Source organism: Streptomyces sp. (genome assembly GCF_031181555.1).
In the GTDB taxonomy this organism is placed as follows: Bacteria; Actinomycetota; Actinomycetes; order Streptomycetales; family Streptomycetaceae; genus Streptomyces; species Streptomyces fimbriatus.
Genome location: NZ_JAPSKQ010000082.1, coordinates 1 through 22427, shown reverse-complemented (window position 1 = coordinate 22427; position 22427 = coordinate 1). Strand labels below are relative to the sequence as shown.

The window sequence follows — 22427 nt, the reverse complement described above, 5'->3', positions numbered from 1 at the left end:
GGCGGTTCCCGAGCCGAGAGGTTCGAACGCCGTGAACTCCGCGTGTCCGTGTCGTTGACGCACGCGCGACAATGGCCGGTATGAGCCCTCTCTTCCGCCGCAGCACCCCGCCCGCCCCGCGGGACCGGCTCGTCACCCTGGTCCGCAAGCCCGGCTGCCACCTGTGCGACGAAGCGCAGGTGGTGGTGGAGAAGGTGTGCGGTGAGCTCGGCGTCCGCTGGGAGCAGAAGGACATCAGCCAGGACCCGGACCTGCACGAGCGGTACTGGGAGCAGATCCCCGTCGTGCTCGTCGACGGCCGGCAGCACACCTTCTGGCGCGTGAACGAGGACCGCCTCCGCAAGGCCCTCACCGGCTCCTGACGCCTCCGGGTCACGCGGACGATCGACTGACCGGCCAGTCCAAACCGACCGGAAAGTCGCTTAGGATCGATGGTGGCTTGGTCTCGGGGGCGGGATTCACAGAGGAAGGTGTGCGGTTTTGCCCCCAGAAGCCAAGGAACGGTGGCGCGGACGCGCCGGTTCCACGCGACAGCGCCGAGGTTGCGTGACCCCGGTCACGTTGGCCGGGCAAATCGGACACCATCTTTGTGCACGCGTTCACAAAGACATAGCCTGCATTCGACGGGGCGGTCCGGGGACGTATGACCGCCTGAAGCCCCGCTCTACCCGCAGGAGCACCGTGGCAACTGGCCGAACTCACCGACCGGCGACCCGTAGCCGAGGGATTCCCGAGGCCACCGTCGCCAGGCTTCCGCTGTACCTCCGCGCCCTCACCGCGCTCTCCGAGCGCTCGGTGCCCACGGTCTCCTCGGAGGAACTGGCGGCCGCCGCGGGGGTCAACTCCGCGAAGCTGCGCAAGGACTTCTCCTACCTGGGCTCCTACGGGACCAGGGGCGTCGGCTACGACGTCGAGTATCTCGTGTACCAGATCTCCCGCGAACTCGGCCTGACCCAGGACTGGCCGGTTGTGATCGTCGGAATCGGTAACCTCGGCGCCGCGCTCGCCAACTACGGCGGGTTCGCCTCCCGTGGTTTCCGGGTCGCCGCGCTCATCGACGCCGATCCCGCGATGGCCGGAAAGCCCGTCGCCGGGATCCCGGTGCAGCACACCGACGAGCTGGAGTCGATCATCCGGGACAACGGCGTCTCGATCGGCGTGATCGCGACCCCCGCGGGCGCCGCCCAGCAGGTCTGCGACCGGCTCGTGGCCGCCGGTGTCACCTCCATCCTGAACTTCGCGCCCACCGTGCTGTCCGTCCCGGACGGGGTGGACGTGCGCAAGGTGGACCTCTCCATCGAGCTGCAGATCCTCGCCTTCCACGAGCAGCGCAAGGCCGGCGAGGAGGCCGCGGCCGAGGTCACCGCCCAGGCCGCCGCCGTCCCCGCCACCACCCGCGAGGAGTCCGCCACCGACCAGGGGCCCGACGGGGACGTACCCGCCGTGATGCCGGCATGAGTCTCCTCGTCGTCGGACTGAGCCACCGCAGCGCCCCGGTCAGCGTGCTGGAGCGGGCCTCGCTGAACCAGGACGCGCGGATCAAGCTGGCGCAGGACACGGTCGCCGCCGAACCGGCCGCCGAGGCCGCGGTGCTCGCCACCTGCAACCGCATCGAGCTGTACGCCGACGTGGACAAGTTCCACGCCGGTGTCGCCGAGCTGTCCACGCTGCTCGCCCAGCACAGCGGGGTCGGCCTGGAGGAGCTCACTCCTTATCTCTACGTGCACTACGAGGACCGGGCCGTCCACCACCTGTTCTCGGTGGCCTGCGGACTGGACTCGATGGTCGTGGGCGAGGGCCAGATCCTCGGGCAGATCAAGGACTCGCTCGCCCGCGCCCAGGAGATGCACACCGCCGGCCGGCTGCTGAACGACCTGTTCCAGCAGGCGCTCAGGGTCGGCAAGCGCGCCCACTCCGAGACCGGCATCGACCGCGCCGGGCAGTCCCTGGTCACCTTCGGCCTGGAGCAGCTCGCCCTCGGCACGGCCGTCGAGAGCTGGGCCCGGGACAAGAAGGCCCTGGTCATCGGCGCCGGTTCGATGTCCTCGCTGGCCGCGGCCACCCTCGCGCGGTCCGGTGTCGCCGAGATCGTCGTCGCCAACCGCACGCAGGAGCGCGCCGAGCGCCTCGCGCAGATACTGACCGAGGGCGACGACACGGACGTACGGGCCCGTGCGATACCGATGGACGCGGTGGCGGACGAACTGACACGTGCAGACGTCGTCGTCTCCTGCACCGGCGCGACCGGGCTCGTCCTGACGGCCGACGTGATCGCCGCCGGAGTCGAGAGCCGTACGGGAGAGCCGCCGGCCACCGAACCCGTCCCGGGCGCGGAGGCGGTGCCGCCGCCCACCTCCGTCGGCACCGAGGAGGGCTGCCCGCTGGACCTGTCCGCCGTGCAGCCCGGGTTCTCCGTGATGGGCGAGGCGGCCGTCGCCGGCATGGACGCGGCGACGCTGGAGCAGCACGCCGCGTGGGTGGCGGGCGGCACCGTCGACCGCCGTGAGGCCGGGAGGCGCGGTCCCGAGGCCGACGCCGAGCTGATCGGCGCGCTGGCCGCGACCGTGTCGAGCGCCGGCCGGATCCCCGAACTCCGCCGCCCGGAGCCGGTGGCCGAGCCGCCGCGTCCGGAGCCCGTCCTGTTCCTGCTCGACCTCGCGATGCCGCGCGACATCGACGCGGCCGTGCACCGCCTCGCCGGGGTGCGGCTGGTCGACATCGAGTCGCTCGCGGAGGCATCCGCGGACGCCCCGATGGCTGCCGACGTGGACCAGGTCCGGCGTATCGTCTCCGATGAGGTCGCGGCGTTCGGGGCGGCGCAGCGGGCCGCGCACATCACGCCGACCGTGGTCGCCCTGCGCACCATGGCCGCCGATGTGGTGGCCGGCGAGATCGCCCGCCTGGAGGGGCGGCTGCCCGGCCTCGACGACAAGCACCGCGCGGAGATCACGCAGACCGTGCGGCGGGTGGTCGACAAGCTGCTGCACGCCCCGACCGTACGGGTCAAGCAGCTCGCCGCCGAGCCCGGCGGCGCCGGCTACGCCGACGCCCTGCGCACCCTGTTCGACCTCGACCCCGAGACGGTGGCCTCCGTCTCCCGCGCCGAGGAAAGCACCGAGAAGAACCCAGAGAACCGAGGGCCGGCATGACTGAGAAGGCACTGAGGCTGGGGACCAGGCGCAGCAAGCTCGCCATGGCCCAGTCCGGGCAGGTGGCGGAAGCCGTGAGCCAGGTGACCGGACGGCCCGTCGAGCTCGTCCCGATCACCACGTACGGCGACACCTCGCGCGAGCACCTGGCGCAGATCGGCGGCACGGGCGTGTTCGTGGCCGCGCTGCGGGAGGCGCTGGCGCGCGGCGAGGTGGACTTCGCGGTGCACTCCCTGAAGGACCTGCCGACCGCGCAGCCCGACGAACTGGTCCTGGCCGCCGTACCGGTGCGCGAGGACCCGCGCGACGTGCTGGTCACGCGCGACGCGCTCAAGCTCACCGACCTGCCGCGCGGCGCCCGCGTCGGCACCGGTTCGCCGCGCCGCATGGCGCAGCTGAACGCGTACGCGCGCGCCCACGGCACGGACATCGAGACGGTGCCGATCCGCGGGAACGTCGACACCCGGATCGGATACGTCCGTAACGGTGAGCTGGACGCCGTCGTGCTGGCCGCCGCCGGGATGAACCGGATCGGCCGCAGCGACGAGGTGACCGACTTCCTGTCGGTCGACACGGTTCTGCCCGCCCCCGGCCAGGGGGCCCTGGCGGTCGAATGCGCCGCGGACGACGCGGACCTGATCGCCGCGCTCGCCGAGCTCGACGACCCGTTCACGCGGGCCGCCGTGACGGCCGAGCGTTCCCTGCTCGCCGCCCTGGAGGCCGGCTGCAGCGCCCCCGTGGGCGCGTTGGCCGACCTTCCCCCACTCTCGGCTCCGCTCGAGCGGGGGGACCCCCAGGCCGACAGGCAGACTGTCAAGGAAATGCGCCTGCGCGGCGTCGTCGGCACGACCGACGGCTCCACGCTGGTGCAGCTGTCCACCACCGGTCCCGTGCCCGGGACGCACGAGGCGGCGATGGCGCTCGGGCGCGAACTCGCCGCCGAGATGCTGGCACAGGGCGCGGCCGGTCTGATGGGGGAGCGAGCACTTTGAGCCCCACCACCCTTCCCGCCCCTCCGGAACACGGGCACGTCACCTTCCTCGGTGCCGGACCCGGGGATCCGGGACTGCTGACCCTGCGCGCCGTGGAAGCACTGGCCAACGCGGACGTCCTCGTCGCCGAGCACGAGGTGCTCGACGTCGTCCGTCCGCACGCCAGGCAGGGCGTCGCCGAGGTGCACACGGACACGGACGCGTCGGTTTCCTCCGCGTCATCCGTTCCGGGCACGGGCACGCCCCAGTTGACGGTCATCGATGGCGCGTCAACAACCGTCGCTGTCCCCGCGGTGAGGGATGCCGCACATCTTGTCATGGAGGCCGCGCGGGGCGGCAGGCGGGTCGTGCGTGCGGTGACCGGTGACCCCGGGCTCGACGTGTACGCCGCCGAGGAGATGCTGGCGTGCGCCGCGGCCGGGGTGCCCTTCGAGGTCGTCCCCGGCATCGCGACGGCGGTCGGCGTGCCCGCGTACGCCGGTGTGCCGCTGCGGGACGCCGACGGCGCGGACGTGCGGTTCGTGGACGCCCGCACGGCCTCCGACCGGTGCTGGACGGAGGTCGGGGCGTCGGACGGCACGGTGGTCGTCTCCACCACGCTCGACTCGGTCGCCGCCGCGGCGGGCGAACTGGTGTCCGCCGGACGCAAGCCCGACACCCCGATGACGGTGACCGTCGCCGGCACGACGACCCGGCAGCGCACCTGGACGGCGACGCTCGGCACGATCGCGCAGACGCTGAAGCAGGCGAAGGCGCTGCCGTCCCCGGACGGCGGCCGGCCGGTGATAGCCGTGGTCGGTGAGCGTTCCGCCGCCGCCCAGCGCGACCGGCTGGCGTGGTTCGAGTCCAAGCCGCTGTTCGGCTGGAAGGTCCTCGTCCCGCGCACCAAGGAGCAGGCGGCGTCGCTCTCCGACCAGCTGCGGTCGTACGGGGCCGTGCCGCACGAGGTGCCGACCATCGCCGTCGAGCCGCCGCGCACGCCCCAGCAGATGGAGCGGGCGGTCAAGGGTCTGGTGACGGGCCGCTACGAGTGGATCGCGTTCACCTCGGTCAACGCGGTCAGGGCGGTGCGGGAGAAGTTCGAGGAGTACGGGCTCGACGCGCGGGCGTTCGCCGGCATCAAGGTCGCCGCGGTCGGGGAGCAGACGGCGAACGCGCTGATCGCCTTCGGCGTGAAGCCGGACCTGGTGCCGAGCGGTGAGCAGTCGGCGGCGGGCCTGCTGGAGGACTGGCCGCCGTACGACCCGGTCTTCGACCCGATCGACAGGGTCTTCCTGCCGCGGGCGGACATCGCCACGGAGACGCTGGTCGCCGGTCTCATCGAGCTGGGCTGGGAGGTCGACGACGTCACGGCGTACCGGACCGTGCGCGCCTCGCCGCCGCCGGCGGAGACCCGCGAGGCGATCAAGGGCGGCGGCTTCGACGCGGTGCTGTTCACGTCGTCGTCGACGGTCCGGAACCTGGTGGGCATCGCGGGCAAGCCGCACAACGTGACGGTCATCGCCTGCATCGGCCCGGCCACGGCCAAGACGGCCGAGGAGCACGGTCTGCGGGTCGACGTCATGGCCCCGGAGCCGTCCGTCCACAAGCTGGCGGAGGCCCTGGCCGACTTCGGCGCGCGGCGCCGCGCCGCCGCGCTGGAGGCGGGCGACCCGGTGACCCGGCCGAGCGAGCGGCGGCCGGGGGCGCGCAGGCGCCGGTCGACGACGTGAGCCGTCCGGCGGTGTGAGGCCGTACGCGTGAGGTGGTGGCGGGGCGTGCCGTGACGGCGCGCCCCGCCGCTGCGCGTCGTGGTTCGGGGGCGGGCGGCCGAGGGGCGCGTGTTCGCTCCGTCAGTGCCCGGAGGCGTACGGCAGGAAGGCCGCCCAGGTGGTGGGGGTGAGGGCGAGGCGGGGACCGTTCGGGTTCTTGGAGTCGCGGACGTGGATGGTTGCCGGAGCGGTGGCGACCTCGACGCAGGACGGACCGTCGTCCGAGCTGTAGCTGCTCTTTATCCACTCCAGCTTGCCGTCGGCTCCGTCAGAGGGCTTGAGGGTCATGACTCTCCCAGCACTTTCTCGATGAAGGCCAGCGACTCTCGTGGTGTGAGAGCCTGCGCCCGGATGATCCCATAGCGCATGTCGAGGACCGTGGTCTCTTTCGGGTCGGTGATCACGCGGTTGGTGAGCTGGACTTCGTTCAGACCCACAGCCGTCCCGTCCTTGAGCTTGAGCAGTCGGAAGGGGCCGCCGAGACCCGAGTTCTCCTCCCGGCTCAGAGGCAACACCTGTAGATCGACGTTCCGCAACCGGGCCACTTCCGACAGCCGTTCGAGCTGGTTGCGCATCACCATCTTGCCCCCGATCAAGCGGCGCAGCGTTGCTTCACACAGCACAAAGCTGAGGAGCGGGCGAGTGGTCGGGGCGCAGAAGATCTCCTGACGATCCAGGCGAGCGGCTACCCGCTGCTCCAACTCCTCTTCCGTGAACTGTGGTCGCCGGGAGCCGAACACGGCCCGCGCGTATGCCTCGGTCTGCAGCAGCCCGTCGATGACGGAGTTGTTGTAGGAGCAGATCTCGACGGCTTCCGCCTCCAGTCGCTTCACGTCCCGTACCTTCTTCGGGTACCGGGCTTCCGCCACGTCCCCCTTCATCGCAGCGATCTTCCCGCCCGCCCCCAACACCTCGTCCGCCGCGTCCAGGTACTCCGGCCGGGGAATCCGCCGCCCCCGTTCCACCGAGGAGACCAGTTCCTCCCCGTACCCGATCGCCGCCCCGAACTCCGCCTGGGTGAGGCCGGCCGCCTCGCGCCACAGCTTCAACTGCCGTACGACCGTCCGCATCACGGCCCCGGCCTCTTCGTCGTCCAGCCCCGCTTCCCACCCGCTCATGCCCGTCGCCCTCCCGCCGCGCGCCCTTCCCCGGACCAACTCCGGCCGCCCGCGCCCGGTCACCCCGGGCAGCCCGGACGAAACCCGGACACCTCACGGACAGCCGCCGGTCGCACGGGCCGCCCGTCTTCACAAGCTACGCACGCGTGAACACCCTGAGTGACGTGAATCAGGAAATCACCGCACCGAGCACCCCGTTCCACCAGTTCACCGTGTCGCTCTCCGCCACCCCTCGGGGCGCCCGTCTCGCCCGGCTGATCGTCGCCGAGCGACTGCGCTCCTGGGAACTGCCGTTGGACCCGGCCCGGCTGATCGTCGCCGAACTCGCCGCGAACGCCGCCGTGCACGGCCGCGTCCCCGGCCGGAGTTTCCGGCTCACCCTCACCGTCACCGCGCACGGGGTGCTGCGCATCGAGGTGACCGACCCCAGGGGCGAGAGCGCCCCCGTGCGCCGGAGCGCCCCGCCGGAGCCCGCCGAGTCGGGCTACGGCCTGCTGCTGGTCGAGGAGTCGGCCGACGACTGGGGTGTGTCGTCGGGGCCGTTCCCGTGCAAGACCGTGTGGGCCGAGCTGGAGCTCGGCCGCTTCCGGTGACCTCAGCGGCAGAGTGCGTCGATGTCCTCGGTGAAGGTCGGGAACTCGGCGCGGGCCTCGGCGATGACGGCGCGGGCCGGCCGCCGGGGGGTGGTGGCGTGGCGTTCGGCGAGTGCGGTGAGGGCCGCGTCGGGGCGCGGCTCGCGGTCCTCGTACAGCACGGCCTCCAGGGGGCCGCACCCGTCGGCCAGCATCCACAGGAAGTCGGAGAGGTTCCCGGCCACCACGCCGCACTCGCCCTCCGAGCCCATGAAGACCACGGGCTGCTCGGCGAGGGGCCGGCCCGGCCGCCCGTACCAGACGGCCGCGAGACCGCCGGCGCCGTTCTGCCCGAACACCCGGTAGGCGTCGCCGTCGAGTTCGGGGTTCCCCGTCCACTGGCGCAGCCAGTCGGTGGTCTCCTCGGCCGAGTCGAAGGCGTCGTAGGGCTCGAAGTCGATCCCCTCGCCGTCGGCGTAGTCGATCTCCGTGCGGGCCAGGTCGGCGAGGGCGGGGGGAAGGGTGCGGTCGTCATCGGTCGTCCGGTTCACCCGCGCACCGTAACCTCCGGCACTGACAGCGGACTCCGGAGGCGGACGTCCCGGGTGACGGGGCACCGAAGCCGGTGACATGCCCCTCCGCGTGGTGCCCGGTCCCGTCAGGGCGTCACACCGTGTGGCCGAAGCGGAGGAGGTTGAGGGGGTCGTAGGTCCGCTTGGCGCGGCGCAGGCGGTCGTGGACCTCCGGGGTCCAGGCGCGGGCGCGGTCGGTCGCGTCGCCCGGGGTGCCGTGGATGTTGACCATCGTGCGGCCCGTGCCGTACGGGGCCATCGCGGTGTGCAGGGAGGCCGTGGCGCGTTCGACCGCCTCGGCGGCCGGCGGGGCGGCCAGGACCGCCACGGTTTCCAGGAGGTGGTGCGCGTCGCGGGCGCAGATCGCGTCCTGCGTCCTCGCGGGGCGGGACAGGGCGCCGCCCATGTGGCGGAGCTGGACGGCCAGCAGCGGACAGTCGGGAACACCGGGGCCGACCTCGTCCAGGAAGGCGCGGATCGCGTCCGGCGTCAGCTCGCGCAGCAGAAGACACGACTCCCGGACGGGGAGCGGGTCCTGCGGCTCCATGTAGATGCGGTCCATGGCCGTGTACGGCATCTCCTCCACCAGGTCGACCGTCACCGGCGCGGCGGCGCGGATCGGGGCCAGCAGCCGCTCGCCCTCGGCCGGGTCGCCGGTCCACGTGATCGCGACCCGGGCCCAGAAGCCGCCGCGCAGCGGCTCGGGGAGCTGCGGGATGGGCGGCAGCCGCAGGATGCCGAACGCGCTGCACATCTCCTCCGGCACCGTCCGCGTCCACTCGGCCCAGGCCTTCAGGAGGGCCTCGGCGTGCTCGCCGGGACAGTAGAGCCCGCCGCCGAACACCGTGCGCAGCGGCAGCAGCTCGGTGACCAGTGACGTCACCACGCCCACGTTGCCCTTGCCGCCGCGCAGCGCCCAGAAGAGCTCGGGCTCGTGGGCCGGGTCCGTCTCGCACAGAGTGCCCTCCCCCGGTGTGACGACCCGGAAGGAGCGGACCAGGTCGGCGGCGTAGCCGTAGGTCCGGCCGAGCACCGGCAGGCCGCCCCCGACGGTGTAGCCGACCGCGCCCGCGTCCGTGGACGTGCCGTTGAGCGGGGCCAGCCCGTGCGGTGCGGACGCGGCCAGGACGTCCCGCCACTTCGCGCCCGCCGCGACGGTCGCGGTGCGCCGCTCCGGGTCGACCCGTACGTCGGTCATGCGGGCGGTGCTGATCAGCAGCCCGTGGTCGATGGGGAAGTTGGCTCCGTGGCCGGTGGCCTGGACGGCGACCGGCGTACCGGTGGCCGACGCCCAGCGCAGCGCGGTCACGACGTCGTCGGCGCCGGCCGCCCCCACGACCACGTCGGGGGTGCGCAGGGCGGCCAGGTTGAAGCCGGTGACCTCCTCGGCGTAGCCGTCGTCGCCGGGACGCAGTACCGGGCCGCGGATCTCGGAGAGGGCGAAGAGGTCGGGGGTGTGGTGCGTGGCGGTCATTGCGTCCTCCGTGGCGCGCATACGGAGGGACGGCGGCGGACTGCTGGTCGGGCGTCGTGATGCGGCGGGAGGCGAGCGGTCGTCGGGGTCCGTCCTCGGGCGGGGCCGGTCGTGCGGGCCCCTTCCCACCAGCATGGTCCCCCGGCCGGAGGCGCGCACGCGGGCGCGGTCCGCCGACTCCGCGTCGGCAAAGGCACGGGTGGGGCGGGCGTAGCGTAGGTGGTATGACGACGTACGGATCCTTTCCCGGCACGCGACCGCGGCGTCTGCGGACCATCCCCGCCATGCGTCGGATGGTCGCCGAGACCCGGCTGCACCCCGCCGACCTCATCCTTCCGGCCTTCGTGCGGGAGGGCGTGAGCGAACCGGTGCCGATCGCGGCGATGCCGGGCGTCGTGCAGCACACGCGCGACAGCCTGAAGAAGGCGGCGGCGGAGGCCGTGGCGGCCGGGATCTCCGGGATCATGCTGTTCGGCGTGCCGGAGGAGTCGAAGAAGGACGCCCTCGGGACGCCGGGGACCGACCCGGACGGGATCCTCCAGGTCGCCCTCCGGGACGTGCGGGCCGAGGTCGGGGACGAACTGCTCGTCATGTCCGACCTGTGCCTCGACGAGACGACGGATCACGGGCACTGCGGGGTGCTGGACGAGCAGGGGCGGGTCGACAACGACGCCACGCTCGAGCGGTACGCCGAGATGGCGCAGGTGCAGGCCGACGCGGGCGCCCATGTGGTGGGCCCCAGCGGGATGATGGACGGGCAGATCGGCGTCGTCCGCGACGCCCTCGACCAGATCGGGCGGGAGGACGTGGCGATCCTCGCCTACACCGCCAAGTACGCCTCCGCCTTCTACGGGCCGTTCCGGGAGGCCGTCGCCTCGTCGCTGCAGGGCGACCGCAAGACGTACCAGCAGGACCCGGCGAACGTCCGCGAGTCGATGCGCGAGCTGGCGCTCGACCTGGAGGAGGGCGCCGACATGGTGATGGTGAAGCCGGCGGGCCCGTACCTGGACATCCTGGCGCGGGTCGCGGACGCGGTGGACGTGCCGGTGGCGGCGTACCAGATCTCCGGTGAGTACGCGATGGTCGAGGCCGCCGCCGAGAAGGGCTGGATCGACCGGGAGCGGGCGATCCTGGAGACGCTGACCGGCATCAAGCGGGCCGGGGCGCGGAACATCCTCACCTACTGGGCCACCGAAGTGGCCCGCCTCCTGCGCTGACCTCGCGCCGCGGGGCCCCGGCCCGTCCCGGCCGGGGCCCCGCGCGGGCGTGCCCGGCCCCGGAGGGCTCGGGCCGGGACGTGGTGGTCATCGGGTCTCACCGAGCCTGACCAGCATCTTGCCCGTGTTGGCGCCGCGCATCACGCCCAGGAACGCGTCGGGTGCCCGTTCGATGCCCTCGACGACGGTCGTCTCGGTGCGCAGGGTGCCGTCGGCGAGCCAGGGCGCGGCCTTGGCGATCCACTCGGGGAACAGGTCCAGGTGGCGGCTGATCACCATCCCGCGGAGCGTGACCTCCTTGGCGGCCGCGTCGAAGAGGTTGACGGGGCCGGGGACCGGTTCCGTGGCGTTGTACGTGCTGATCGCGCCGACCAGCGCGATCCTGCCGTCCGCGCGCATCGCGCCGATGGCCGCCTCGAGGTGGTCGCCGGCCACCGAGTCCAGGTAGACGTCGATGCCGTCGGGGGCGGCCCGGTCGAGCTGTTCGGCCAGGCGGCCCCGGCGGTGGTCGACGGCCGCGTCGAAACCGAAGGCGTCGATGAGCTTCCCGGTCTTGAGCGGGCCGCCCGCCGAGCCGATCACCCGGGACGCGCCCAGCTTCCGGGCCAGTTGCCCGGCGACGCTGCCGACCGCGCCGGCCGCGGCGGAGACGAACACGACGTCGCCGGGGCGGACGGGGGCGGTGCGGGTCAGGGCGACGTAGGCGCTCAGGCCCGTGGTGCCGAGCGGGCCGAGGTACGCCTCCGGCGGGGCGAGGGAGGTGTCGACCACCGTCGCCGCCCCGGCGTCCAGCACCGCGTACTCGCGCCAGCCCAGGAAGTGCGAGACCGTCGCGCCGACCGGCACCGACGCGGCACGGGAGGCGATCACCTCGCCGATCGCGGCGCCCTCCAGGGGCGCGCCGAGCTCGAAGGGCGGGATGTACGAGTGTCCTTCGTCCATCCGGCCGCGCATGTACGGGTCCACGGACATCCAGGTGTTGCGGACCAGGATCTCGCCCTCGCCGGGCTCGGGGACCCCGGTGGTGGCCAATGCGAAGTTCCCCGGCGTCGGTTCGCCCACGGGGCGGGCGGCGAGGCGGATCTCGCGGGAGGTGATCGTGGTCGTCTCGGTCGTGGTCGTCCCACGGGAAGTCGTCGTCATGGGAGCAGCGTGCAAGGGGGCGCGCACGGACCGCTGACGGACCGCTCACGGAGCGCGCACGCGCGGCCGACGGCACGCGTTAGCGTGAGGCATGCGTTTCGACGTGTTGGGACCGTTGCGGGTGCGGACCGAGGGCGGGGCACTCGTCCCCGTCGCCGAACCCAAGGTGCGGGCACTGCTCGCCGACCTGCTGGTGCACCACGGGCGTCCGGTGCCGGTGGACCGGCTGGTCGACGACCTGTGGGGCGAGGACGCACCGGGGAATCCCTCCAACAGCCTGCAGACCAAGGTGTCCCAGCTGCGCCGTGCGCTCGAACGGGCCGAGGAGGGCGGCCGCGCGCTGGTGGGGTACGGCCCGGCGGGCTACGTGCTGCGGGTGCCGGAGGACGCGGTGGACTCCGGGCGGTTCGCACGGCTGACGGCCCGGGCGCGGCGGGAGAGCGATCCCCGGACGAAGGCGTCGTCGCTGTCGGAGGCGCTGGGACTGTGGCGGGGCGCGGCGTTCGCCGACTTCCGGGACGCCGCCTTCGTCCAGGCCGCCGTCGCCGGGCTGGAGGAACAGCGGCTCACCGCACAGGAGGACCTCGCCGAACTCCGGCTGGAACTGGGCGAACACCAGGCGCTGGCCGACGAGCTGGGTCCGCTGGTCGCGGAGCACCCGCTGCGGCAGCGGCTGCGCGGCGTCCACCTGCGGGCGCTCTACCGGGCCGGACGGCAGAGCGAGGCGCTGGAGGCCTACCAGGTCCTGCGGCTGCGGCTCGCCGAGGAGCTGGGCATCGACCCCGCTCCCGAACTCGCCGCACTCCACCGGGCGATGCTCCGGCAGGACCCGGGACTCGGACCCGGCTCCGCGCCCGCCACCACCGCCCGGCCGCGCACGAACCTGCCCGCGCCGGTGAGTTCACTGGTGGGCCGGCGGAACGCGGTCGACCGGGTGTGCGAACTCGTCGGCGCGCACCGGCTGGTCACGCTCACCGGACCCGGTGGCGTCGGCAAGACCCGGCTGGCGCTGGAGGCGGCGGCCCGCCTGGCGGACGGCGACGCGTACGCCGACGGGGTCTGGCTCGTCGAACTCGCCGGCGCCAGGGGCGAGGTGGCCGAGACCGTCGCGGCCGTGCTCGACGTGCGCGACGACGCCGCACCGGGGATGCCCGGCGGCGACGCGGGCGGCGACCCCGTGCCGGACCGGCTGGCCGAAGCGCTCAGGACGCGTCGGCTGCTCCTCGTCCTCGACAACTGCGAACACGTCGTCGGGCCCGTCGCCGCGCTCGTCGGCCGGCTCCTGCGCGGCGCGCCCGGCCTGCGCGTCCTCGCCACCAGCCAGGAACCGCTGGCCGTCCCCGGCGAGGTCCTGGACGACGTCGCGCCGCTGGCGGAGGCCGAGGCCGTGGAGCTGTTCGCGGCGCGGGCCGCGGCCACGGCGCCCGGCTTCGCGCTCGAGCCCGGGAACGCCGAGGCCGTCGCCCTCATCTGCCGGCGTCTCGACGGCATCCCCCTCGCCCTCGAACTGGCCGCGACCCGGGTCCGCGCGCTCGGCGTGCACGCGCTGGCCGCCCGCCTGCACGACCGTTTCCGGCTGCTCCACCAGGTCCGCCGGGACGCCCCGGCACGGCAGCGCACCCTGCGCGCGATGATCGACTGGAGCTGGGAGCTGCTGTCCCCGCCGGAGCGGACGGTGCTGCGGCGGCTCGCCGTGTTCGCCGGAGGGTTCACCGCGGAGTCCGCGGAGGCGGTGTGCGCCGTACGCGACGCGGGGGACGTGGGGAATGCCGGTGGCGACGCGGACGTACGGGCCGAGGACGTGCTCGACGTCGTCACCCGGCTCGTCGACCGGTCCCTGATCGTTCCGGCGTACGGCGCCGACGGCTCCGGTGGCTCCGGTGACCTCGACGGTCCCCGCTACCGGCTGCTCGAATCGGTGGCCGCCTACGGTCTGGAACGGCTCGACGAGGCGGGCGAGACCAAGGACACCCTGCGACGGCACGTCCTCCACTACACCGGTCTCGCCGAGCGGGCGGCGCCCCTGCTGCACGGGCGCGACCAGCGCCACTGGCTGCACCGCCTGGACGCCGAGACGCTGAACCTGCGCGCGGCCCTCGACCGCGCCGTGACGGCCGGGGACGGCGGTGCCGGGCTGCGGCTGGTCAACGCGCTGACCTGGTACTGGTACCTGCGCGGGCGTTTCGGCGAGGCGGTCAGGTCGCTGCGGCACGCGGTGGAGTGCGCGGACCCGGGGGGTGCCCTCGCAGCGGACCGCGCACCGGGCACGGCGGCGGCCCACACCGGCCCCGCCCTCGCCTCCGCCCGCGTCAGACGAGCCGTGTTCGCCCTCTTCACCGGGGACGACCCGACCGCGGACGAGTCCTTCGAGGGCGCGGACGCCTGGGGCAGGTGGCTGCTCGCCTTCGCGCGCTGCGGCTTCGGCGAGCCGACGGAGGACGGCGGTTCCTTCGACGCACTGACCGCCGAGTTCCGCGAGGCCGGCGACCGCTGGGGCGAAGCCGCCGCGCTCAGCACGCTCGCCACCCAGGCGCTCTACGAGGGCGACCTCGCGGCGGTCCGGCGCAACGCCGCGGCGAGTGCCGCGATCTTCGCCGAAGTCGGTGACCGGTGGGGCCAGTTGCAGGCGTCGGAGCAGCTGGGCGTCGTCGCCGAGGTCACCGGCGACTACGCGGCCGCGGCCCGGCTCCACCAGGACGGCGTACGCGGCGCCGAGGAGCTCCAGCTGTGGTCGCACGTCTCCTTCCGGCTGGCCAGGCTCGGCCGCATCGCGCTGCTGACCGGTGACGACGCCCGTGCCGCGGAGTTGCACGAGCGGGCCCGGCGGCTCGCCGTGGAGCAGTCGCACCGCACCGCGGAGCAGTTCGCCGAGAACGGTCTGGCCCTCGGTGCCCGCCGCCGGGGCGACCTCGACGCCGCCGAGGCGCTGCTGCGGCCCTGGCTCGAGTGGAACCGGCGCTTCGGTGTGGACACGGGCGCCGCGCTGGTCCTCGCGCAGCTCGGCTACGCCGCCGAGCAGCGCGGCGACGCGCGGCGTGCGGAGGAACTGCACCGGGACGGGCTCGCCGCGGCGCGTCGCAGCGGGGACCCGCGGGCGGTGGCGCTCGCCCTGGAGGGGCTGGCCGGCGCGCGGGCGGCGGCCGGCCGGCCCGAGGAGGCCGCGTCCCTGCTCGGTACGGCGGCCGCCGTCCGGGACTCCGTCGGCGCACCCCTGCCCCCGGCCGAACGCGCCGACGTGGACCGTGCGGCCGGGCGCGCCCGTGAGGCCCTGGGCGAGCCCGGCTTCGCGGCGGCGTTCGCACGGGGGCGGGCCCTCACGGCCGGGGAACGGACACGGCTGCTCGACGCGGCGGCGTCGTACGGGTGAGGCCGCACCCCGCGCCGGCTCCGGGCCGCAGGCCTGCGGCCCGGAGCCGGCCGGCGGGGGTGCGACCGGCCGGGACGGGCGTACGGGGCTTCGGCGGAGCCCTCAGTAGAAGAGGGCGTGGTCCACGCTGGTCTGCCAGTAGGTGACCTTCAGGGCGTCGTCGACGTGGACGCCGTCGGAGGGCAGGCTCACCGTGGCGATCGAGCCGTCGTCGAACGGAACCGTGAGGGTGTTCACCGTGTGACCGTTCTCGGCGCTGCCGTCGCCGGCCGACAGCAGCACGCCCGCGTAACCGGACTTGCCGGGCTTCAGGGTCGTCGGCGCCTGCGGGTGGGTCTCCTCGAAGACCGGCGGCACGGACTGGGCCTCGCCGAACCTCGCCTGCGGGTAGGGGGGCAGGTAGCACGTCTTCGAGCCGGTGTTGGTGGCCGTCAGCAGCAGGTGGTTGAGCGGGCGCTTCACCTTCGCGGCGGTGATCCTCACGTCGGACGCGGAGCACTCGCCGGGGATGCCGTCCTCCTGCTTGCCGGTTCCGGTGCCGGTGCCGTTCTCCTTGCTGCCACCGGTGCCGGCGGGGGTGCCCTTCCCGGTGCCGGTGCCCGAGGAGCCGGACGAGCTGCCCTTGTCGCCCTGGGCGCCCGTGCCGTCCGTGCCGGTGCCGCCGGCCGTGCCGGCGGAGTCTCCGGTGGACGGCTTCGCCTCGGCGGTGGCGGTGGCGGTGGCGGTCGTGGACGAGGCCGGGCTGTCGGCGCCCGTGTCCGACCCGCCCTCGCAGGCCGTCAGTGCCAGCGCGGCCAGCGCGACGGTGGACACGGCGAACAGGCGGGTGCGGGCGGTGCGTGCGGACATGGTGGAGCTCCTTCGGAAGTGGCTGGAGAGTGACGGCCGCTCAACCGGTCGGCGGGAGCGGCTGCTTGGATGACCACAGCGTGCGACACGCTCCGTCCCGGTCGCCAGCGATGCCGGGGTATGCGGGACAATGGAATGCCGAAAACGGCTCTGAGCTGGGGGAACGTCGTCCCGCTGGGACGCGGCACGGGGATGCGGGGAGTGGGAGGAACGATGGTGGGGGACGATTTCGCGGGGCTGTTGAGGGAGCTGAAGGAGCGTTCCGGCCTCAGCTACGGGGCCTTGGGCAAGCGGTTGCACATGAGTGCGTCGACGCTCCACCGGTACGTCAGCGGAGAGGTCGTCCCGGTGGAGTTCGCACCGGCCGAACGCCTGGCCCGGTTGTGCCGGGCGACCCCCGAGGAGTTACTGGAACTCCACCGCCGCTGGATCCGCGCGGACGCCCTGCGGGGCGTGAAGGAGGACAACAGGGCGAAGGGGGAGGGGAAGGGGGAGGACCGGTCGGTGGCTCCGGCGGACGAGAGCACCTCCCCGGAGCCCGAACGCCCGTCCCCGACGGCCGCGGACGGATCCCCGGAAGCCGGGCGCGAACCCCTCGGCGCCGGGACCAAGTCCCCCGGCGCCGCAGGTGAGCCGTCCGGCGCCGAGGCCGGTCCCTCCGACTCGGCGGGTGGGTCTGCCGGTGCCGGGGTGAAGTCCCCCGGCTCTGCGGGTGGGTCTTCCGGTGCCGGGACCGAGTCCTCCGGTGCCGCGGGCGAGTTTCCCGGGGCCGGGGCCGAGTCCTCCGTCCCCGCGCATGAGGCGTCGGCTGTCGGGACCGAGCCGCCCGGCGACGCGGCCCCCGGCTCCGGAGGGTCCGCCGAGGACCAGGTCGTCACCGTGGTCGGTGAGGTCCGCGGCGGTGCGCCGGCGGGCGGGCGCCGGCCGTCGCGGCGGGCCGCGCTGTACGCCGGGACGGCCATCACCCTCGTCACCGCCGTCGTGCTCGGCGCGACCCTGCTTCCGGACGGGGACGCCGGCCGGGACGGCTCCCCCGAGGCCGCCGGAGCCGCCGGGGACGCCGCCTCCGTCTCGGCGTCCGCGTCGCCGTCGGGGACCGCGCGGTCGGCCTCCCCGAGCGCGAGCGCGTCGGCCTCGCCGTCCGCCTCCGCCTCCGGTCCCGGGAAGAGCGGGGCGACGCCGGGCGGTCCCGGGGCCGCCCGGGACGGGAAGGGCGGCGGTTCCGCCGACCGGGACACCACGGGACAGGGGGTCGTGCCGGTCACCGTCCAGACCACGCCGTACTACTGGGAATCCCCCTGCGACCACAGCTTCCTGGTCGACCGCAGCCCGCAGAACGTGCCGGAGCCGCCCCCGCAGCAGGACGCGGTCGGCTGGGCCGCCGGGCTCGACGCCGTCTCCGCCGACCGGCAGACGGTCGCGCTCACCCTGCAGGGCACGGGCGAGGAGACCGTCGTCCTCCGGGACCTGCACGTGCGCGTGGTGGGCAAGGGGGCACCGCTCACCTGGAACAAGTACGCGATGGGCGTCGGCTGCGGCGGCCAGGTGAACACCAAGGCGTTCGACGTGTCGCTCGACCTCGGCAACCCCTTGGCCGAACCGGTCAACGGACAACGGGACTTCCCCTACTCGGTGAACGAGTCCGACCCGGAGGTCTTCTACGTCACCGCGCACACCGGCGGGCACGACGTCCGCTGGTACCTGGAGCTCGACTGGTCCAGCGGGTCCCGGAAGGGCACGATCCGCATCGACGACCACGGCAAGCCGTTCCGCACCAGCGCCTCGGGGACCGACTACTACGGCTACATGCTCGGCGGCAGTTCCTGGGACCACTTCGAGGGCACCTGAGCCGGACGCGCCGTCCGGTGTCCGGATCGCGGAAAGTCACATGTAGAGGGCACGCAGTTTGCCTAGGCTGCGGGCACGCGTCGTCATCGTTGCCGAAGGAGCCGTGTCATGACCGTCACCGAGCCCGCTCCCCCCACCGCCCTCGCCGCCCCCACGCCGCCGCTCGCCGCGCGAGCGCGCAGTGTCGGCGGCTCGCCCGTGCGCGACATCCTGGCCGTCACCGCCCGCCCCGAGGTGATCAACTTCGCGGGCGGACTGCCGGCGCCGGAGCTGTTCGACGCCGGCGGCATCGCGGCGGCGTACCGGGCGGTGCTCGCCGAGACGCCCGCGCGGGCGTTGCAGTACTCCACGACCGAGGGCGAACCGGCGCTACGGGCCGCGCTCGCCGAACGCACCGCCGCGCGCGGACTGCCCACCGGCCCCGACGACCTGCTCGTCACCACCGGCTCCCAGCAGGCGCTCTCCCTCCTCGCCACCGCGCTGCTCGAACCCGGCGACACGGTCCTGGTCGAAAGTCCCTGCTACCTGGCGGCACTCCAGGCCTTCGGCCTCGCCGGGGCACGGGTGGTGGCCGTGCCCGGGGACGAGCACGGGCTCGACCCCGAGGCGCTGGAGGAACTGGTGATCCGGGAGCGGCCCAAGCTGCTCTACACCGTGCCCACCTTCCAGAACCCGACCGGCCGCACCCTGCCCGCCGCACGCCGTGCCGCCGTGGCCGAGGTCGCCGCCCGGCGCGGGCTGTGGATCGTCGAGGACGACCCCTACGGGGAGCTGCGCTACGAGGGCGAACGGGTGCCGTGGATCGCCGCCCACCCGGGGGCGGAGGACCGCACGGTGCTGCTGGGCAGCTTCTCCAAGGTCATGGCACCCGGGCTGCGGCTGGGCTGGCTGCGCGCGCCCGCCGCGCTGCGCCGCGCCTGCGCCGTCGCCAAGCAGGCCGCCGACCTGCACACCCCGACCGTCAACCAGCTCGCCGCCGCCCGCTACCTGGCGGACAACGACCTGGACGCCCACGTCCGGCGCGTCGCGGGCGTGTACGGCGAACGGCGCGACGCCATGCTCGCCGGGCTCGCCGCCGCGCTGCCGGACGGCTCGACCTGGAACCGGCCCGAGGGCGGCATGTTCCTCTGGGCCCGTCTGCCGGAGGCGTACGACACCACGGCACTGCTCCCGCAGGTGGTCCGCCAGGACGTGGCCTACGTCCCCGGCGCCCCCTTCTACGCCGCCGACCCGGACCGCGCCACGCTGCGGCTGTGCTTCGTGACGCAGACGCCGGAGGAGATCGCGGAGGGGCTGCGCAGGCTGGGGGCGGGGCTGCGCGGCTAGGACCGGCCGTTCCCCCTCCCCTCGGCTCCCCCGGCTCTCCTCTTCAGCTCCCCTCAGCGCACGGTGGCCTCGAAACACTCCCGTTCCGCCCCTGCCGCGGGGTGGAAGCAGGCCCGTACGACCGTGCCCGGCGCCGTCGCCGTCATGGGGGTGTAGAGGTAGACCCGCGCGTCCAGGGCGTCCGTCACTTCGGCGGAGCGGACCGGGCCGGTCGCGGTCATCTCGATGCGGTCGCCCACCTCGGTGGCCCACATGCGGGCCCAGCTCGCCCCGCACCGCCGGCTGTGGCGCAGCTCCAGACGGGCTCCGGCGGCCGTGCGGTACGAGCCGAGGGTGTCCGGGCCGGTGCCGCAGAGCATGTTCATCGGGTCCTTGCCCTCGCAGGAGGCGTCCCGGCAGCGGGGCGGCGGCAGGGCGGTCCGGGAGTCCGGGGGCGTGCGGGCGGTCTCGGCGGACCGGTCCGGCGACAGCAGGGCGGCCGCCGCCACGGCCCCGGCCAGCACGGCCAGGGCGGCCACGACCATCACCGCGATGCGCCACGGCCGGATCCGGTTCACCCCGTCGGGTGGCGGCGTGGCCGGCGGGGTGACACGTTCCCCTGCCGGCTCGTCACGTTCCCGTGCCGGCTCGTCCGGCGGGGCGTGGGCGGCGCGTCCGCTGCTCGCCGCCTCCGCGATCTCCCACAGCGCCAGGCAGCGTCGGTCCGGCTCGCCCGCCAGCCGGCACAGTTCCCGCACGGCCTCGCGGGGCGGCAGCGTCTCGCCCTTGAGGTAGCGGCCCCAGGAGGACCTGCTGAACGGGGTGCGTTCCTCCAGGCCCGTCAGGCTCAGACCGGTGCGCTGCCTCAGGTCCCGCAGGGCGGCGGTCAGCTCCGCGCGCTCCGGTGACGGCGTCATCCCCGCAAGGCCCCCCAGGTGTGCGGGCCGACGATGCCGTCCACGACCAGGCCGGCGCGTTTCTGCAGCCGCTTGACGGCCCGTTCGGTCAGCGGGCCGTAGATGCCGTCGATGTCGCCCGGTGAGTAACCCGCCCTGCGCAGCAGGCACTGCGCCTCGGCGACCTGCGTCCCGGCGTGGCCGTTCAGCAGGATCGCGTCCCGGGTACGGCTGAGCCCCGCGTACCAGCGCCCGGCGATCCGCTCGACACGGCAGGTGTAGGAGGGGGCCGACGACACGGACGCGGCCCCGGCCGGTGCGGTCGGCGACACCGGCGGTGGCTGCGCCCGCTCCTCGCCGTCCTCGGCGAGCCGGGCGACCAGGACCACCGCCGAGGAGACCGCCAGGACGAGCGCCACGACACCGGCGGCGACCGCGATCCGGACGGAACCACGACGTCCGGGCCCCTCCGTCGCCACCGTCGCCGGTCCCGTCGTCGTGCGCGGTGCCGTCTCGGGCGCCGTCTCCGTGGACGCCGTGGTGGTCGTCCCCGGCCCGGCTTCCCCGGTCGTCGTCTCCGGTGCCGCCGGTGCCGATTCCCCGGGCGCCGTGGCCGTACGCCCTCCCGTCCGCGCCGCCGCCGCGACGTCCCGCAGCGCCAGCAGGCGGACCGGGTCCTCGCCGGTGACCGAGGCGAGCGCCTCGACGGCCTCCCGGGGCGGCAGCGATCTGCCGCTCAGATACCGCTCCCACGACGACGCGCTGTACCCCGTCTTCGCCGCGAGCTGACGCATGCTCAGCCCGCTGTGGTCCTTGACCCGGCGTAAGCACACGACCAAGTGCCGTACTCGCGGGTCGAGTTCTTCGGACAGCCCTTTCCAACGCGACATGCTTCCCCCACTCGCGTCCGTGGTCCGGTCCCCCCGCCGCATTCTGCACCAGCATCCACGGCCCGCCCGGGACGGCGGTTCCCGTACCCGTACCAAATCGGCCACCGCCCGTCGCACCCGTCCCGCCGCACCGTCCCGGCGGACCGTGTCACCGCAGGCCGGCGAGTGGGACGTCCCGGGACGACGTCACTTCCGCGGCGACCGTGGCGAGTGCCGGGCCCGGTCCCGCAGTCTCGGTGGCGAGCCGGTCGACGCGGCCGGCACCGACCGAGTGAAGGGGGAAGCACATGCGCACCATGACGAGGACTCTCGTCGGTCTCACGACCGCCGTCGGGATCGCCGCCGGGAGCCTGGCGGCGGCGGGCACCGCCGTCGCGGCACCCGCGCAGGACACGAAGGCGGTCGCGAGCGCCGAGGCCGCCGCACCGCTCGCGGTGAACAACCTGGGCCTGAGCACCGCGCAGGCCAAGAACGTCCAGCGCTGGCTGCGGACGTACTGGAAGTACAACGGCTCGATCGACGGGAAGCTCGGCACCAACAGCTGGAAGGCGTTCCAGCGGTGCCTCGCCAAGTACTGGGGCTACAACGACTCGATCGACGGAATCGTCGGCCCCGACACGGTGAAGGCGCTGCAGCGCCTGCTGAAGGACAGCTGGGGCTACAAGGGCAAGATCGACGGCATCGCCGGCGCGGGCACGAAGGCCGCGTTCAAGCGGTTCGCCAACGCCTAGGGCTGAGCCGGCCACCGGCCCTCGGACACGCCGCGGCCCGTCCTCCCACCGGGGGAGAGGACGGGCCGCGTGCGTGCGTGTCCGCGTGGGCCTCAGAGCCGCTCGGGCGTCCGGATGCCCAGCAGGGCCATGCCCCGGTGGAGCGTCCGGGCCGTCACGTCGCACAGGAACAGACGGTTCTCCACCTGCTGGGGCGACTCGGCCTTCAGCACCGGGCACTTGTCGTAGAACGACGTGTACAGCGACGCCAGCTGGTACAGGTACGCCGTCAGCTTGTGCGGGGCGTACTCCCGCGCCGCCTCCGCCACCGCCTCCGCGAACGCGTCCACGTGCAGGCCGAGCGCCCGCTCCGCCTCGTGCAGGTCCAGCTCCGGGTGCGCCGCCGGACGGACGCCCTCGGGGGCCTTGCGCAGGATCGAGTTGATCCGGGCGTAGGCGTACTGGAGGTAGACGGACGTGTCGCCGTTCAGCGAGACCATCTGGTCCAGGTCGAACTTGTAGTCCCGGTTCGCCGACGTCGACAGGTCCGCGTACTTCACCGCGCCGATGCCCA

Annotated in this window: 20 protein-coding genes; 11 read left to right on the top strand and 9 right to left on the bottom strand. The window is 74.0% G+C overall.

Annotation, left to right across the window (positions count from 1 at the left end; translation table 11 throughout):
* Window positions 1-71: 71 nt before the first annotated feature.
* The 5 genes from RIM90_RS18080 (at window position 72) to RIM90_RS18060 (ending at window position 5853) form a co-directional block, all read left to right on the top strand.
* Window positions 72-362, top strand: a complete 291-nt coding sequence (locus RIM90_RS18080) for a glutaredoxin family protein (protein WP_309061746.1) — start codon at window positions 72-74, stop codon at window positions 360-362.
* Between the two features lie 319 nt (window positions 363-681).
* A complete protein-coding gene (locus tag RIM90_RS18075; protein ID WP_309061745.1) occupies window positions 682-1458 on the top strand; it encodes a redox-sensing transcriptional repressor Rex in 777 nt (258 codons plus the stop codon).
* On the top strand, window positions 1455-3149 hold the full coding sequence (locus RIM90_RS18070; protein WP_309061744.1) for a glutamyl-tRNA reductase: 1695 nt from the start codon (window positions 1455-1457) through the stop codon (window positions 3147-3149). The genes RIM90_RS18075 and RIM90_RS18070 overlap by 4 nt, the downstream gene beginning before the upstream one ends.
* The gene (gene hemC, locus RIM90_RS18065; protein ID WP_309061743.1) at window positions 3146-4141 is read left to right on the top strand and encodes a hydroxymethylbilane synthase; all 996 of its coding nucleotides are present in this window, start codon (window positions 3146-3148) and stop codon (window positions 4139-4141) included. Before RIM90_RS18070 ends, hemC begins: the two co-directional genes overlap by 4 nt.
* Window positions 4138-5853, top strand: a complete 1716-nt coding sequence (locus RIM90_RS18060) for a bifunctional uroporphyrinogen-III C-methyltransferase/uroporphyrinogen-III synthase (RefSeq protein WP_309061742.1) — start codon at window positions 4138-4140, stop codon at window positions 5851-5853. Before hemC ends, RIM90_RS18060 begins: the two co-directional genes overlap by 4 nt.
* A 120-nt stretch (window positions 5854-5973) precedes the next feature.
* On the opposite strand, the gene RIM90_RS18055 is transcribed toward RIM90_RS18060, so the two are convergent.
* Window positions 5974-6180, bottom strand: coding sequence for a DUF397 domain-containing protein (locus RIM90_RS18055; RefSeq protein WP_309061741.1), 207 nt, complete (start codon window positions 6178-6180; stop codon window positions 5974-5976).
* Entirely contained in the window at window positions 6177-7010 is an 834-nt protein-coding gene (locus RIM90_RS18050; RefSeq protein WP_309061740.1) for a helix-turn-helix transcriptional regulator, read from the bottom strand. Before RIM90_RS18050 ends, RIM90_RS18055 begins: the two co-directional genes overlap by 4 nt.
* A 164-nt stretch (window positions 7011-7174) precedes the next feature.
* On the opposite strand from RIM90_RS18050, the gene RIM90_RS18045 reads away from it, so the two are divergent.
* Window positions 7175-7603: an ATP-binding protein gene (locus tag RIM90_RS18045; protein ID WP_375165472.1), complete on the top strand. Its 429-nt coding sequence runs from the start codon at window positions 7175-7177 to the stop codon at window positions 7601-7603.
* Between the two features lie 2 nt (window positions 7604-7605).
* Here RIM90_RS18045 and RIM90_RS18040 read toward each other — a convergent pair whose 3' ends face one another.
* Together RIM90_RS18040 and RIM90_RS18035 are read right to left on the bottom strand one after the other, a co-directional pair.
* Window positions 7606-8133, bottom strand: a complete 528-nt coding sequence (locus RIM90_RS18040) for an SMI1/KNR4 family protein (protein ID WP_309061739.1) — start codon at window positions 8131-8133, stop codon at window positions 7606-7608.
* A 115-nt stretch (window positions 8134-8248) separates the two neighbouring features.
* Window positions 8249-9628: an FAD-binding oxidoreductase gene (locus tag RIM90_RS18035; RefSeq protein WP_309061738.1), complete on the bottom strand. Its 1380-nt coding sequence runs from the start codon at window positions 9626-9628 to the stop codon at window positions 8249-8251.
* A gap of 224 nt (window positions 9629-9852) precedes the next feature.
* Here RIM90_RS18035 and hemB point away from each other — a divergent pair, with 224 nt between their 5' ends.
* Window positions 9853-10845: a porphobilinogen synthase gene (gene hemB, locus RIM90_RS18030; RefSeq protein ID WP_309061737.1), complete on the top strand. Its 993-nt coding sequence runs from the start codon at window positions 9853-9855 to the stop codon at window positions 10843-10845.
* A gap of 87 nt (window positions 10846-10932) precedes the next feature.
* On the opposite strand, the gene RIM90_RS18025 is transcribed toward hemB, so the two are convergent.
* Window positions 10933-11988: an NADP-dependent oxidoreductase gene (locus RIM90_RS18025; RefSeq protein WP_309061736.1), complete on the bottom strand. Its 1056-nt coding sequence runs from the start codon at window positions 11986-11988 to the stop codon at window positions 10933-10935.
* A gap of 91 nt (window positions 11989-12079) precedes the next feature.
* Between RIM90_RS18025 and RIM90_RS18020 the strand changes: the two genes are divergently transcribed.
* Window positions 12080-15355 (top strand): BTAD domain-containing putative transcriptional regulator, encoded by a 3276-nt coding sequence (locus RIM90_RS18020; protein WP_309061735.1) that lies wholly within the window; start codon window positions 12080-12082, stop codon window positions 15353-15355.
* Window positions 15356-15457: 102 nt separating this feature from the next.
* Here RIM90_RS18020 and RIM90_RS18015 read toward each other — a convergent pair whose 3' ends face one another.
* Window positions 15458-16204, bottom strand: a complete 747-nt coding sequence (locus RIM90_RS18015; RefSeq protein WP_309061734.1) for a DUF4232 domain-containing protein — start codon at window positions 16202-16204, stop codon at window positions 15458-15460.
* 213 nt (window positions 16205-16417) lie between these two features.
* Here RIM90_RS18015 and RIM90_RS18010 point away from each other — a divergent pair, with 213 nt between their 5' ends.
* Window positions 16418-18052, top strand: a complete 1635-nt coding sequence (locus RIM90_RS18010) for a helix-turn-helix domain-containing protein (protein ID WP_309061733.1) — start codon at window positions 16418-16420, stop codon at window positions 18050-18052.
* Between the two features lie 108 nt (window positions 18053-18160).
* The gene (locus RIM90_RS18005; RefSeq protein WP_309061732.1) at window positions 18161-19378 is read left to right on the top strand and encodes a PLP-dependent aminotransferase family protein; all 1218 of its coding nucleotides are present in this window, start codon (window positions 18161-18163) and stop codon (window positions 19376-19378) included.
* 53 nt (window positions 19379-19431) lie between these two features.
* Here the strand turns inward: RIM90_RS18005 and RIM90_RS18000 are convergent, their stop codons facing one another.
* On the bottom strand, window positions 19432-20274 hold the full coding sequence (locus RIM90_RS18000) for a helix-turn-helix domain-containing protein (protein WP_309061731.1): 843 nt from the start codon (window positions 20272-20274) through the stop codon (window positions 19432-19434).
* The gene (locus RIM90_RS17995; RefSeq protein ID WP_309061730.1) at window positions 20271-21143 is read right to left on the bottom strand and encodes a peptidoglycan-binding protein; all 873 of its coding nucleotides are present in this window, start codon (window positions 21141-21143) and stop codon (window positions 20271-20273) included. Before RIM90_RS17995 ends, RIM90_RS18000 begins: the two co-directional genes overlap by 4 nt.
* Window positions 21144-21430: 287 nt before the next feature.
* On the opposite strand from RIM90_RS17995, the gene RIM90_RS17990 reads away from it, so the two are divergent.
* Window positions 21431-21874 carry a peptidoglycan-binding protein gene (locus RIM90_RS17990; RefSeq protein ID WP_309061729.1) on the top strand — a complete coding sequence of 148 codons (444 nt, stop codon included), beginning with the start codon at window positions 21431-21433 and terminating at the stop codon, window positions 21872-21874.
* Between the two features lie 92 nt (window positions 21875-21966).
* On the opposite strand, the gene RIM90_RS17985 is transcribed toward RIM90_RS17990, so the two are convergent.
* Window positions 21967-22427 (bottom strand): DALR anticodon-binding domain-containing protein (locus RIM90_RS17985; RefSeq protein WP_309061728.1); only part of this gene is annotated, 461 nt, incomplete at its 5' end.